Below are 12,508 nucleotides of genomic sequence, written 5' to 3' on the forward strand. Positions count from 1 at the left end.
AGGTTCTGGAGGAACGGAACACCGTCCGAAGACTGTCGGGCTACCCTGCCAGCAGCGATCTCAGCCGGGAATCTGTGCCGGTTCGAACCGTCGAACACCGAGGTACGTGAGTAGGACCGCCCCCAGGCCGACGACCACCACCAGGACCTGCACGAGCGCCCCGAGGTACGGGACACGGGCGAGCAGTTCGACCACGAGCAGGAACCCGGCAGTACCGAGAGCGGTGGCGACGTCCACACGCTCGACCGGAAGCTGTTGCCCGACCAGATAGCCGAAGGTGAGATAGCCGTAGAGGACGAGCAGGGCCTCCACGACCAGGCCGACGATGCTCACCGGGAGCAACACGAGCGTGAACGCCATGTAGACGAACAGGACGAGCATCGTGGTGCCTGCGATCGATCCCACCACGCCGCTTACGACCGGGTGGTGCGTGACGGCGTCGCCGACGGTAGCGAGGAGCGACGGGTCTCGTCGGGCCAGCAGGGCGGCCGCGCTACCCAGAACGAGCAGTTGCACGGCCAGGACCCCCACCGACGCGAACGGCGACCGTGGCTGGGGGTCGACAGGCAGCGTCGTCCGCTGGCCGATGGTCGCCCCTGGTGCCAGCGAGAGCGTGCCTGAAACGGTCTGTAACTCCCCGGTGACGGTCGCCGTCCGCGCGACCGAGAGATTGCCAGCGAACAGGTGGACGTCACCGACGACCCGTCCTGCGAGTCGCGCGTCGCCCCCAACGACGAACACCGTCCCCTGTACCGTCGTGTCGGCCGGGATGGTCACGTTCCCGCCGGCGACGACATAGGCGTCGGGCACGTCCTCGGCGGTCCGGTCACCCGAATAGACGATCTCCATGGACGACGGATCGGCACCGCTTCCCGCGAGAACGAGCAGCACGACGATGATAAGCGGGAGTGTCTCGGCGAGGCTCATCGTGACCGGCCCTCCCGAGCGTATCGTTGCACGCGGGTGCCATAGAGGCCGACGACCAGTGCAGTGAACAACAGCAGTGCGAGCGCGTTCACGAGGTTCAGGTGGGAGAGCAGACCGACATCGGTCTCCGCTAAGTACAGCGAGACGGCGGTACTCAGGAACGTGGCGAGCCAGCCACCCATCCCGATGCCGATGGCGGCGTGTGTACCGATCGTCTCCGCAGTCGAGAGGTCCGGCCAGAGTGCGAAGTTCAGCGTCGTGTAGAAACTCACCGTCAGCGAGTACACCAGCGGGTTCAGGATCGACGTCCCCCCGCCGGCGAGTCCCGGAAACAGCGATGCAATACGGAGATCTGTCGTGTAGAGAACGTACGTCAGCGAGAAGAGCGCGAACACCCACAGAAACAGGCCGTTACGGTCGAAGTTCACGTACAGGACGCCCGCCATGAGCGCGCCGACGACGTGGACGACGGCGATAGCCAGGCGTGTCGAGAGATCGGGCGACTGCCAGGAGCTCAGGACGAGCGCCGGCGTCTCGATGATGCGGAGGAACCCGAGGCTATCGACGAAGAAGACGCCGAACATCAACACCACCGGCGACCAGAACGCCAGGGTCGTCGTTCCGACGGGGGTTGGACGACAGAACCGTCCCGTCCCGAACTGTTCGTGCTGGGTGGCCAACCGATCGACGAGCGCGTTCAGGACTCGGACCCGGCCCGACACGAGAGCACCGAGAACGACCACCCCGGGGACCATCGCAGCCGTCAACACCTGGCTGAAGACGTCGATAGACCAGTCGAGCGGATAGGCGTTGGCCACGAAGTAGGTGACTGCGGTGATCAGTGCGGCGACGTGGCCTCTATCGGGGACGGGAATCAGGTCGATAGCGAGGCTGAACGAGACCGGAAACCCGACGCCGAGCGAGAGCGAGCCGACGACGATCCACGCACCGAACACCGGCACCGACCGTATCTCCGGCGCCGCCACCGTAAGCACAAACTGGACGACGACGACGCCGAAAAGCAGACGGAACTTCAGCCAGAGGTCGGTCCCCCAGCCACGGCGGTCGATCAGGACACCGACGGCGATGGCGACCACGAACGTCAGGAGCGCGAGTGTGGCCATCCAGCCCGACACCTGTGCCCGGGTCATCCCGACCAGTCGCACGCCCAGGTCGAGCAGCCCCAACTGGACGAACGTGATGTTGTAGTAGTAGCCGGCGGTCATCAGGACGACGAAGAGGACGTACCCGACGACCGTAGCCCAGTTGCCCCGGCGGACGTACGCGACGAATCGCACGTGTACTCGTCTCGACAGTCGCTGCCCACGGGATTAAATCATCGGCCCACCGGTCACCCGGCGACTTGGGCGATGGCGACCGCTTCCCAGTAGTTCGCCACCGCGAGCAACAGGTACCCGGCTGCGAGGAGCGTCCACTCCCGACGGGAGAGCGACCAGTCACGCGGTGATCGGACGCGCTCGAACTCCTCGCGCCAGCGCGGGCCGGACTGCTGGTGCCAGATCACGAGTCCACGGGTCGCGACGACGACCGCGACGATGCCGGTAACCTCCATCGGCCCACTCCGGGAGAGGAGGACCGACAGCGACGGGACGATTCGTTCGCCGCTCCCGACCGCTAGCGACCCGGTCCCCCAGACGAGACCGTACTGGATAGCCTGGACGACCAGTACTAGATAGCCCAGCGGCGTCTCTACCGACCGGAACGTGTTCGCGCCGACCGCGACGAGTGAGACCGCGACGTTCCAGACGAACAGGCTCAGGAACTCCCGTGGGACACTGCCGGCGTAGGGGATCGACGCACCGGGGTTCGAACCTCGGAGCAGGCCGACCGGGAGCAGCGAGTACCCCACGACCCAGGCGGTAGTGAACACCAGGGCGACCACGGCCCAGAACGAGGCGAATCTGACGAACGGGTCATCGTGGGTGACATAGTACCCGAATCGGCGGCGAGCGCCACGTCCTGAGTGGGGAGTCACGGTGTCGGGATTCGACAGCCGGGGCTGTAAAGGCAGATGCTCATCGGTCAGTCGGTCGCCGGTTGCTCACGTATTTTCGCCCGACGTTCAGGAATCAGATCGAGGTCGGTTTCGATGTCACCGAGGACGAGCAACGCGTAGTAGCGGAGATACGTTACGACGGGTACCTGCGCCAGCGCGGCGGCGGCGAGTACCGAGACGAGGAACAACAGACCGACCAGCGCCAGGACACCGATACCGAACGGCGGTGCGACCGCCAGCAAGGCCGCACCGATGGCGCCCAGAATCCCGAAGGGAATGAGAAGAACGAGGAGAGCGATTCCAGTCACGATGGCAGCGAGGATTCCCCCGACGATATTGAGGACGAACCCGGCGACGGCGTAGGCGAGATATTGCCAGATATTGTCGGTTATCGTCGGCCAAAGCCGCCGCCATCCTGCAATCACGCCACAGTCTTCGAGTATCATGACCGGGACGACGAACACCGTCGTGAAGCCGTTGACCAGACCCACCACGATCGCGAGGACGACGACGACAGGGAGCAGCAACAGGAACCCGAGAGCCGAGAGGCCGACCAACCTGGGGCTGGGGCCCGGTCCTGCCCCGACGAACACCGGGAGGAGGACCAGCGCAGCCAGGACGGCCCCGGCACCGAAGACGAGGAGCCCGACGACCAGGCGAAACGAGAACAGACGAACGCCCTGCCGCCAGCGCGTCCCCCAGTACTGGCGGATGGCCACCGTCTCCTGCCGCAGTGATTCGACGAGCACGAACTCCATGACCGACCCGACGAGCAAGAACAGGAGGCCGATCAGGAGACCGAGTGCGACGATCGCGGCGACGACGAGCAGGATGTTCGTGCCGATATCCGGCGGCATCGGTACCTCGCCGGGCGGTCCCTCACCGTCGGCCGGAACGTTGTACTGGAAGGCATTGAGATTCGCGCCTGGCCCGCCGACGAAGAACACGATGACCGCGAGCTTGACCCACAGGGTGCGGTCGATTGGCCACAACAGCGACCGGGTCGCGTCGAGTGCGTCGTCGATGTCTTCGAGCGCGTGTAAGGTCATACGTCGTGCTGTCAGCTCCGTTATGCATAGTTACTCGATAGTTACTCCTCGCTGCGAACTGCCAGTACCCACGAGCAGTAGCGTAACGGTGGATTACCCACGACGGAGCAGTAGACGGGTTCCCTCGGCCAGCGCCGGACTCAAAGCAGTATCGAACCATTAGCTGGGTATAAGAACTCACTGTCCGACCAGCCACGTATGCCCGACTTGCCCTCCATTCGCGTCCCGGGCTGTCGCTCCGTTCTCGGGTCGACGACACGGTGGCGCCGCCGGCGCGAAGACCTCTACGTCCACAACGCGAGTCGAGAGACGACCCACGAAGTCCGGATCACGGTTGCCAAGGACGGACGTCGCTGTCACGAGAAGACCTACCGACTCGGAGCCGGACAGACAGGCTGTTCGTTCCACCTGGCGCCCGCCGGTCGGTACGTCGTCACGGCGACAGTCGACGGCGGCCAGACAGCCACTGGCGAGGTGCGAATCGGCGACACACCGGAGCGAACCATCGTCGTCGAACTCGGTGACGAATCCGTTACTGTCGGAGAAGGACACGGCTGACCGCTGGCTATCTTTCTGCGAGGAGAGAATCCCGCCCCCCAGGGCGGGAGTGAAATTGCAGTTTCATTGGCGGTTGGAGCGCCGCTGCTCCACGAAGAACTGCTCCAGCACTCGCGCGGTTCCGCGCCGGATCGTCTCACTGACCGTCGACGTGTCCACGCCGAGGGCGTCAGCCACCTCGGCGAGCGTGCAGTCGCGTGGGACCTCGAAGTAGCCCATCCGTTCGGCGGTGCTGAGACACTCCAGTTGTCGGTCGGTGAGCGGGTCGTCCGACCGGTCGCGGTGAGTGACCGACAGGAGATCGTACCGCAGCCCACTGGTGTCCAGTCGATCACCGAAGTCGTCGAAGCCCTCCTGGCTAGTGGTTATCGCGAACGTCATCACACCGGCCTCGACGGTGAGCGGGAACTCGGGGAGGAGGGAACTCGCGCCGAGGAATTCGAACAGCGCCTGGTCTCGCGTCTCGTACTTCGAGAGCGCACGCTCGGCGTCGCAGTGGAGCAGTTCGTGTTCGAGGACATCGGGGTGGTCGTCGATCGTGTCGACGACCGCGTTCGGATCGTCGGCCTGTGTCTCTCCGAGTTCGAGCGTCCGGTCACCCAGAGGAACACCCGTCAGCAGTCGGAGGGTGGCATCCGGGAACGCCCGGGACACCTCGGAAATCCAGAGTCCGTCGCGAAGCCACAGGCGGAACCGAGCGTGGATCATCGGTGGATCCCCGTGGTCGTGGTGTGGACGCACGTCACACATCGTCAGTCGAGGCGGTCGAGTATAGCATTTGTCCAATTGTTTGTCCCGGCAGTTTCTCGCCCACTCGCGGCACAAGTGACCGACCAAATCGAGTCCCCCTGGCCCGCGCGTCATGCTACCGGTCCAGTACCACCTCGGACCCGATTACAGCGAGTGCCGTCACGACGACAAGCGCCGCCGACACCACATCGAAGCGTGACACGCGCCGTGACAGCATCTCTGAGCACGCCCGTCCCGGTCAGTTTCGATGCACTCGACGACCGCGTCACGGAGCACGGTCCTCGCCAGCACCGGGCGCGCCGACGGCTGCCGGGCTCCCGAAGCGAAATCCATCGAACGGTTTCCAGAATCCCTGCGAGTACGCCGTCTCGGTCTTCAGCACCACGTCTCGCGACCCACCGGGAAGTGTCTCCGGCGCTGTGAGTGCATCGGACGTAGACCCGTCGAGGTCGATTCGCTCACCGCCCATCGCGAGGTCGCGAACCTGTCCGATGCCGTTGCCCGCAGGGATCTCGAATTCCCGCCACTCGGAGTTGTTCAGTGCTGCTGGCGTCGATATCGCGAAGGGACTCATCGCCCGTGACGCAGTCGACCAGGAAATCGCGAAGATCTGAGCCGAAATTGGGACCAATACGCCGGGCGAGCAACCAGCCGATCGCTCCACGGGACCCAAGAGAAGATACGACTTCAGCCGCGAGTGGAATCCGGCTCGATCCAGGATCGAACGTCGTCCAGATGGCGCATATCCTCGAAGAGCCACACCATCCGATCGAAGAACCACGTCTTGGCGAGGAAGGCGACGGACATCCCCGTCATGGCCATCCAGAAGTTCAGCGTGTACATCCCCCAGATAAACGGTACGAGACCGACAACCTGGATAACGTTCAACAGGTGGGTCTGTATGGCGAAGAGACGGGGGATTTCGTACGCTTCCCGCTGTTGCCAGACCCGCTCACCGAGGACGCCTTTCGAGGCCCAGTTCTCCAGCGATGCCGGTCTCTCGAAGAGACGTGGATTGAAGAACGTCCAGAGCAGCGTCAGCCCCAGTGGGACCACGAAGTAGTCCCCGATCCAGATACGGGACCACGCAGACGCGACGATGAGTGGTAGCACGGTGAATCGCGAGTAGACGCTCCGTGGATTGGCATGTCGGAGCCACTCGTCGCCCTCGAGCCCGAACAGTTTCGCAAGCGATTTTTCGACGTTCATCGGGTTTCTCTGCTGTATAGGTTCATCTGCGAATACAAAAATATTTTGTTTTTATATTCTCATACCACGTCGATGGCTGTAACGTGACTGTCCCGCCGCTCCTCGAATCACCACGACCAGAAAACGCCGCCCGTACCTCCCCCGGCGACTCAGTCGAGCCAGAACGGCTCTTCGACTCGACAGTCGAACCCCGTGGCGAGTTTGAACGCGAGGTCGCGGCTCGGATCGTATCGGCCCCGGTCGATTGCGTTGATGCTCTGTCGAGTGACGCCGACGTTCGAGGCCGGTTCTCGCTGTGTCAGGGTGCGTGCCTCCCGACGCTCGTAGACCGCGTTGTTCATGCTGTCCGTGCCGACTCGTACATCGTGCTACCCACGTGGACGAACGCGAGCGCTGCGACGAAGAACGCGATGGGAGTGAGCCAGAGCGGCCACTCGACGACGCCCAGCGCCCAGAGGGCGGTCGTCCCGGGAAAGACGAGAGCCGAAGTGAGACCCATCACACGTAGCGTGCGCTTACTCGCTGCGGCTTGCTGACGTTCGTCACGTTCGTCGAACAGTGGACCGTCGTATCGTCGGTACACGAGGAGTGCGGTCAGTGCGAGCGCGACAAACGCGCCGACGCCGACGAGTGGGTATCCAGCGACGATGCCACTGCCGAGGGAGACACCGGAGAGGGCCCACAGGCCGATGTACAGGAATCGATACGTCCGTTCGGGATTGTCGTTCGGGGACATAGGTTGGTCCAGTTTCGGTTTGGTGTAAAGCTTCCTTTACAGTAAAGCGTACTTTACATCCAATAATCAATCTACCGATTCTACGGGCTCCCTCGGGCGCTGGCTGCATACCGCTCATTTCCCACCACTAGTCGAGTGCTATCTTTCGAGATGCGGGTTCCGGTTCCCGCTGATACTCGTGCTCTCTCATCGACCGAGTCGTCTCCGTATCGTGTGTCCCTTCCACATCAACAGGCCCGAGAGCGCGAGTGCGGGGAAGACCAGTACCTGCACCGCGAGCGCGACGACTGCGACGTCCCCGAACGGCGAGTAGAGGTACACCCCGAGAATCGTCGCGAAGACGACGTGTACAAGTCGCTGATTGTCGCGTGACCAGAGGCTATTCATTCAATATTCCCTACCAATCGGCCGGGGCGTCCCGCTACCATACACGTCAATCGGCGGAGCGGGTGGGTATGGTTTCACCCAAGCTGTTGGGCAGCCCCGCTCTCGACGACCGTGTGGTGGAAGCGGGAAGTCCGTGCTCGGTTCTCGGTCCAGAAGTCGACGAGTCGGTCGGGCCGTTCGTTGGATGCGAACCCGGCAGCCGCACTCGGTGTGATGACGCTTGTGTGTGACTGGAGCGGATTGCACCGTCTCTGAGACGGTGAGTCGCGTAATCTACACCTCGAACACCGCGTTCACGGTACAAACTCACTCATCGCCGTTCATCAGCTGAGCCCATCAGATCATGCTACAGACGCTGCCGGACACACACTCGTCGAAGACAAGTATAGTTCTCTAGCCCAACTCTAGACCCATATTTCCTATTTCACCCCCGTATATTTCGTTATTCTACATTTTGATGTCTTTCTGAACCGATTTATTTTTGTAATTGCTAATTTACTCGCATAAACTACTATTATGAATATATAAGGTCCAATTCTGTCACTTTTATTTTTAGATATCACCAATACACTCCAAGATTCGAATTGAGCGAGCTCGAAGCGGCGATAGCTATCGGCATATTCGTTGCCACGACTTACTCTGGAAACTCCGCAACGTGGAACTGGTGGATAACAGATGTACGTTTGATATTCCTTCCGCCCGACAGACCGTCTCGCTCGCTCAACTGAACGTCGGGAACTCGTCGTCGGTCTCTTCCATATTGATCTTCACTTCGATGATGTTTGCAGTGTTGACCACGTCGTCGATGAGCTGTTCGTGATAGCCGGACTGCTGTATCCGCCGGACTGGGCCCGAGACGCTTATCGAGCCGAGTACTCGACCGTGTTGATTCTGCACAGGCGCACCGATGGCGTGTAACCCGGTGATCTCCTCCTCCTCGTTGAAGGCGTAGCCGCGTTCACGTATCGTTTCCAGTTCGTCGAACAGGGAATCCGCATCAGTTATCGTCGACTCGGTCTTCGCCGGGAGGCCGTAGGTGTCGACGATCCACTCGACCCGTTCACGCGGAAGGTGTGCGAGTATCGCCTTCCCCGTCGCCGAGTAGTGCATGAAGTCGGCACGCTGGAGTTTGCTCACCTGATACTCACTCCCGACGGCTTTCTCCCCACTCGTCTTGTAGAGGTTGACGCCGAGGCCGTGCTCTTCGGCCGAGAGATGCGCGAATTCGCCGGTTTTCTCCGCGAGATCGTCGAGTGCGGGCTTGCCAACCTGAAAGAGGATATTCTGGTACCGTACGTACTCGCCGACGAGCAGGAACTGCAACGAGAGTTGGTACGTATCACCCCGCTTGATCACGAATTTCTCCTCGCGCAGCGTGCTGAGGTAGTTGTAGACGACGCTCTTCGAAAGCCCGAGATGCTCGGTTAGTTCGGTGACGCCAGCGCCGTCTAACTCCTCGAGTGCACGGATGATCTCGAACGCACGTGAGACCGTCTTGAGGGTTCGCGGCGAACCGTTCGTATGGCCGGTCGTCATACTGTATCACGGACCTGCACGCACATAGCTGTTTGTATTTCACAAACTCACTATTTCGATAGCACTGCTCTCAGATGGGATTTAGCCCAGGTAGATCAGATATCAATTCACAATTCGGGCAGGGAAGGGAGTGAGCCGGGATTATTCGCCGTTTCACGTGGTCTACGTATCGCGTTCTCATTTGCTGGAAAACGTCGAGGATGTGGGCGATCGAGAGACGACTGTCAGGGGTGGGGATCAGCGCTGCCAGGGAGGATCGGAGCGTCTGCGGAGCGTTACGACCGTGCGAGATCGGCGAGCGCACCGGCGAGAACACGTGTCGCGTCAGCACAGTCGTCCCAGTCGGTCCACTCGAGTGGGTTGTGCGAGATTCCGTCTCGGGAGGGAGCAAAGAGAAGTGCGGCGTCGGTCACGTCGGCGATGTGCATCGTATCGTGGCCGGCCCCGGAGTGGAGATCGAGGGTCTCGATGCCGGCATCTCGGCCGGCCGCGTGGAGTGCCTCACGACAGCGTTCGCTCATCCCGATGGGTGGCCGGTCCCACGGGCGTGCCATCGTCGTCTCGACGGGTCGCCCCGTCTCGATCGTCCGTCGGTGCTCGTCGGCCTCGTCGATGATTCGCTCGATCGAATCGTACTCGACGTCACGGACGTCGACGGTGAGCGTGACCTGCCCGGGGATCACGTTCGGGGCGTTCGGGGAGACGTCGAGTTTCCCGACAGTCGCGACGGCTGTCTCGGAGTCCGTCTGGCGCTCGGTCGCGACCGCTTCGACGTCGAGGACAAACTCACTCGCTGCCGTCAGGGCGTCGGCGCGTTCGTCCATCAGCGTCGCGCCGGCGTGGTCCGTCTCGCCGACGAACTCGACGTGACATCGGACGAGTCCGACGATCGACGTGACCACGCCCGCTGTAACGTTCTCGTCTTCCAGTCGCTCGGCCTGTTCGATGTGGAGTTCGATCCAGGCGTCCCACTCGGTGGCGTCGACGCGGTCCCGGCCGCGGTAGCCGATGTCTGCGAGAGCGTCGCCGAGGGGAATCCCGTTGGCGTCCTCGATATCCAGTGCCTCGTCGACGCTCATGTCGCCGGCGGCGACCGCAGAGCCGATGAGGCCGCCGCCGAAGCGCTGGCCCTCCTCCTCGGTGAACGAGACGACTTCGATGGGACGGACGGGTTCGACACCCGCGTCTTGCATCGCGCGAACGCTCTCCAGGCCCGCGTAGACGCCGAGCGGCCCGTCGAAGATGCCACCCTCCGGAACGGAGTCGAGGTGGCTCCCAGTCGCGACGGCGGGGGCGTCCGGGTCGGCACTGTCGGGCGTCCACCGGCCGACGACGTTGCCCACCTCGTCGATCGTGGTCGCGAGTCCGGCGTCGCGGAGCCGTTCACAGAGGAACTCTCGGGCCCGCCTGTCGGCTTCGGTCCCGGTGAGGACTGTCCGTCCGCGACCCTCGTCCGTGGGGACAGCCCCGAATTCCGCGTTCCGTTCGAGATCGCTCCTGAGTCGGCGTTGGTTGATCTCCATGAGACGTGCCTATCGCTTCGAAGTTTCGTGTATATTATTGTTTGGGTAAGGTTGATATCGTCTTCCGATCGGTATCGGCGTTGCACTGACCCAAATATTTATATTTGGGGGTTTCCTCGGTGTGAGACATGCCAGAGGATACCGAAGAGGCAGAACCGACTTCCAACAGCGGGACCCCCCGACTCCAGGACCGGGTCGGGCGGCGAACGTTCCTCAGTGCCGCACTGTCGACGGGGACGGTAGCGCTCGCCGGCTGTTCCGGTGGCGGCGATGGCGGCAGCGGCGGGGGCGACGGCGGTAGTGGTGGCGGTAGCGATGGCGGCAGTGGCGGCGGTGACACGACCGAAGCGAGTGGCAGTCCCAAGATGGGTGGCACGCTCCAGTGGGGCGGCGCGGTCCCGGTCCAGGGGCTAGACCCACACATCGACACCTCGGCGGCGTCCAAGCGGGTCCTCGAGAACATCTACGAGGAGGTCGTCGCACTGCAGGACGACTACTCCATCGAGCCCCACCTCGCGACATCCTTCGAGCAGTCGGACGACAACACGCTGTTGACCTTCGAGTTGCGCGAGGACGTCACGTTCCACAACGGCAAGGAGATGACCTCGGCAGACGTCCTCGCGAGCTACGAGCGGGTCGCGAACGGTGATTTCCTCGCGACCGGCTTCTTCGACTTCGTCGAGGAGATGCGGGCCCCCGACGACTACACCTTCGAGATCCAGCTCACCCAGCCGTTCGCCCCCTTCCTCGCGAAGATGGCGACCGCGGAGCTGTCGGTGATGCCGGCCGAGAAGACCGAGCAGGACATGGTCGAGGAGCCGATCGGCACCGGCCCGTACAAGTTCGAGAGCCGGGAGATCGAAACCTCGTTCACGATGGTCCGCAACGAGGACTACTGGGGCGCCTCCGAGGAGGACGGGCCCTTCATCGACACCATCGCGAAACAGGAGGTTCCCGACCCGAGCGTCCGCCTGCAGTCGTTCCTCTCGAACGAGTACGACTTCATCAACGGCATCGCGCCACGCGACGTCTCGCGGGTCGAGCAGGCCTCGGGCGTCCGCCTCGAGACGCAGTTCCCCAAGTCGCTCGTCTACCTGGGGATGAACTGCGACCGGGAGCCGTTCGACAACAAGGACGCCCGACTCGCGCTGGACTTCGCCATCGACAAGGAGGAAGTCACCGAGGCCGCGCTGTACGGGACCGGACAGACGACCGCCTCGCCGGCCGCACCCGGCAGTCCGTGGGTGAACCCGGACATCGAACCCCGAGGGCGGGATCTCGACCGTGTCCAGGAACATCTGGACGCCGCGGGGATGTCCGACGGCTTCTCGGCGACGTTCAAGATCCCGCAGTCGTACCCGACGCAGGTCCAGGCAGCGGAGGTCATCGCGAACAACGCCGCCGAGGCCGGCATCGACCTCGAGATCCAGCAGATCACGTGGAATACCTGGCTCTCTGACGTCTACAGTGACCAGAACTTCCAGGCGACGACCAGTTCGTACCTCGCGCTGTGGTACCCCGACGTGTCGTTCTACAAGTTCCTGCACCCCGACGGTGCCTTCTTCTTCACGAACTGGGTCAACGAGGAGTACAACTCGCTGGTCGAGGAGGCACGGACGATCTACGACGAGGACGAACGCGCCGACCTCTACCACCAGGCTACCGAGATCCTCCACGAAGAGCGGGCTGGCCATCTGATGCTGTGGTGGCAACCCAGCCTCTACGGGGCGGCCTCCCAGTACAAAGGCGACATCGGCGCGCCGGACGGCTCGACGCTCCAGTTCGCCGACAACTACCTCGACCGCTGACCGCCTCC

14 protein-coding genes are annotated in these 12,508 nt (G+C 62.8%); 2 read left to right on the forward strand and 12 right to left on the reverse strand.

Annotated elements, in window-relative coordinates:
• Window positions 1-60 precede the first annotated feature (60 nt).
• From Hhyl2_RS08485 to Hhyl2_RS08500, 4 genes are read right to left on the reverse strand one after another with little or no spacing between them, the layout of a single operon-like run.
• Entirely contained in the window at window positions 61-927 is an 867-nt protein-coding gene (locus Hhyl2_RS08485; RefSeq protein ID WP_483550308.1) for a DUF8173 domain-containing protein, read from the reverse strand.
• Window positions 924-2,225 carry an MFS transporter gene (locus tag Hhyl2_RS08490; protein ID WP_483550309.1) on the reverse strand — a complete coding sequence of 434 codons (1,302 nt, stop codon included), beginning with the start codon at window positions 2,223-2,225 and terminating at the stop codon, window positions 924-926. The genes Hhyl2_RS08485 and Hhyl2_RS08490 overlap by 4 nt, the downstream gene beginning before the upstream one ends.
• A 53-nt stretch (window positions 2,226-2,278) precedes the next feature.
• Window positions 2,279-2,923 carry a hypothetical protein gene (locus Hhyl2_RS08495; protein ID WP_483550310.1) on the reverse strand — a complete coding sequence of 215 codons (645 nt, stop codon included), beginning with the start codon at window positions 2,921-2,923 and terminating at the stop codon, window positions 2,279-2,281.
• 47 nt (window positions 2,924-2,970) lie between these two features.
• Window positions 2,971-3,993, reverse strand: coding sequence for a DUF7544 domain-containing protein (locus tag Hhyl2_RS08500; RefSeq protein WP_483550311.1), 1,023 nt, complete (start codon window positions 3,991-3,993; stop codon window positions 2,971-2,973).
• Window positions 3,994-4,191: 198 nt separating this feature from the next.
• Here Hhyl2_RS08500 and Hhyl2_RS08505 point away from each other — a divergent pair, with 198 nt between their 5' ends.
• On the forward strand, window positions 4,192-4,551 hold the full coding sequence (locus Hhyl2_RS08505; RefSeq protein WP_483550312.1) for an Ig-like domain-containing protein: 360 nt from the start codon (window positions 4,192-4,194) through the stop codon (window positions 4,549-4,551).
• 63 nt (window positions 4,552-4,614) lie between these two features.
• Here the strand turns inward: Hhyl2_RS08505 and Hhyl2_RS08510 are convergent, their stop codons facing one another.
• The 8 genes from Hhyl2_RS08510 to Hhyl2_RS08545 form a co-directional block, all read right to left on the reverse strand.
• Window positions 4,615-5,301, reverse strand: a complete 687-nt coding sequence (locus Hhyl2_RS08510) for a helix-turn-helix domain-containing protein (RefSeq protein WP_483550313.1) — start codon at window positions 5,299-5,301, stop codon at window positions 4,615-4,617.
• 265 nt (window positions 5,302-5,566) lie between these two features.
• The gene (locus Hhyl2_RS08515; RefSeq protein ID WP_483550314.1) at window positions 5,567-5,875 is read right to left on the reverse strand and encodes a hypothetical protein; all 309 of its coding nucleotides are present in this window, start codon (window positions 5,873-5,875) and stop codon (window positions 5,567-5,569) included.
• A gap of 113 nt (window positions 5,876-5,988) precedes the next feature.
• Window positions 5,989-6,510, reverse strand: coding sequence for a DUF6653 family protein (locus tag Hhyl2_RS08520; protein WP_483550315.1), 522 nt, complete (start codon window positions 6,508-6,510; stop codon window positions 5,989-5,991).
• Window positions 6,511-6,659: 149 nt separating this feature from the next.
• Complete coding sequence (locus tag Hhyl2_RS08525; RefSeq protein ID WP_483550316.1) at window positions 6,660-6,851, reverse strand: helix-turn-helix transcriptional regulator; 192 nt, start codon at window positions 6,849-6,851, stop codon at window positions 6,660-6,662.
• Window positions 6,848-7,246 carry a DUF2178 domain-containing protein gene (locus Hhyl2_RS08530; protein ID WP_483550317.1) on the reverse strand — a complete coding sequence of 133 codons (399 nt, stop codon included), beginning with the start codon at window positions 7,244-7,246 and terminating at the stop codon, window positions 6,848-6,850. Before Hhyl2_RS08530 ends, Hhyl2_RS08525 begins: the two co-directional genes overlap by 4 nt.
• A 186-nt stretch (window positions 7,247-7,432) precedes the next feature.
• Window positions 7,433-7,633, reverse strand: a complete 201-nt coding sequence (locus Hhyl2_RS08535) for a hypothetical protein (protein WP_483550318.1) — start codon at window positions 7,631-7,633, stop codon at window positions 7,433-7,435.
• A gap of 720 nt (window positions 7,634-8,353) precedes the next feature.
• A complete protein-coding gene (locus Hhyl2_RS08540) occupies window positions 8,354-9,169 on the reverse strand; it encodes an IclR family transcriptional regulator (RefSeq protein WP_483550319.1) in 816 nt (271 codons plus the stop codon).
• Between the two features lie 275 nt (window positions 9,170-9,444).
• Window positions 9,445-10,692, reverse strand: a complete 1,248-nt coding sequence (locus Hhyl2_RS08545) for an allantoate amidohydrolase (RefSeq protein ID WP_483550320.1) — start codon at window positions 10,690-10,692, stop codon at window positions 9,445-9,447.
• Between the two features lie 128 nt (window positions 10,693-10,820).
• Here Hhyl2_RS08545 and Hhyl2_RS08550 point away from each other — a divergent pair, with 128 nt between their 5' ends.
• Window positions 10,821-12,500 carry an ABC transporter substrate-binding protein gene (locus tag Hhyl2_RS08550; protein ID WP_483550321.1) on the forward strand — a complete coding sequence of 560 codons (1,680 nt, stop codon included), beginning with the start codon at window positions 10,821-10,823 and terminating at the stop codon, window positions 12,498-12,500.
• The last annotated feature ends 8 nt before the right edge of the window (window positions 12,501-12,508 follow it).

The sequence above is a fragment of the Haloarcula sp. H-hyl2 genome (genome assembly GCF_056934385.1).

Excerpts from the sequence above, each read along its gene's own strand:
- Hhyl2_RS08520 (WP_483550315.1), bottom strand. The coding sequence starts at position 6,510 with ATGAACGTCGAAAAATCGCTTGCGAAACTGTTCGGGCTCGAGGGCGAC.
- Hhyl2_RS08545 (WP_483550320.1), bottom strand. The coding sequence starts at position 10,692 with ATGGAGATCAACCAACGCCGACTCAGGAGCGATCTCGAACGGAACGCG.
- Hhyl2_RS08540 (WP_483550319.1), bottom strand. The coding sequence starts at position 9,169 with ATGACGACCGGCCATACGAACGGTTCGCCGCGAACCCTCAAGACGGTC.
- Hhyl2_RS08550 (WP_483550321.1), top strand. The coding sequence starts at position 10,821 with ATGCCAGAGGATACCGAAGAGGCAGAACCGACTTCCAACAGCGGGACC.
- Hhyl2_RS08515 (WP_483550314.1), bottom strand. The coding sequence starts at position 5,875 with ATGAGTCCCTTCGCGATATCGACGCCAGCAGCACTGAACAACTCCGAG.
- Hhyl2_RS08500 (WP_483550311.1), bottom strand. The coding sequence starts at position 3,993 with ATGACCTTACACGCGCTCGAAGACATCGACGACGCACTCGACGCGACC.
- Hhyl2_RS08525 (WP_483550316.1), bottom strand. The coding sequence starts at position 6,851 with ATGAACAACGCGGTCTACGAGCGTCGGGAGGCACGCACCCTGACACAG.
- Hhyl2_RS08535 (WP_483550318.1), bottom strand. The coding sequence starts at position 7,633 with ATGAATAGCCTCTGGTCACGCGACAATCAGCGACTTGTACACGTCGTC.
- Hhyl2_RS08485 (WP_483550308.1), bottom strand. The coding sequence starts at position 927 with ATGAGCCTCGCCGAGACACTCCCGCTTATCATCGTCGTGCTGCTCGTT.
- Hhyl2_RS08510 (WP_483550313.1), bottom strand. The coding sequence starts at position 5,301 with ATGTGTGACGTGCGTCCACACCACGACCACGGGGATCCACCGATGATC.
- Hhyl2_RS08530 (WP_483550317.1), bottom strand. The coding sequence starts at position 7,246 with ATGTCCCCGAACGACAATCCCGAACGGACGTATCGATTCCTGTACATC.
- Hhyl2_RS08505 (WP_483550312.1), top strand. The coding sequence starts at position 4,192 with ATGCCCGACTTGCCCTCCATTCGCGTCCCGGGCTGTCGCTCCGTTCTC.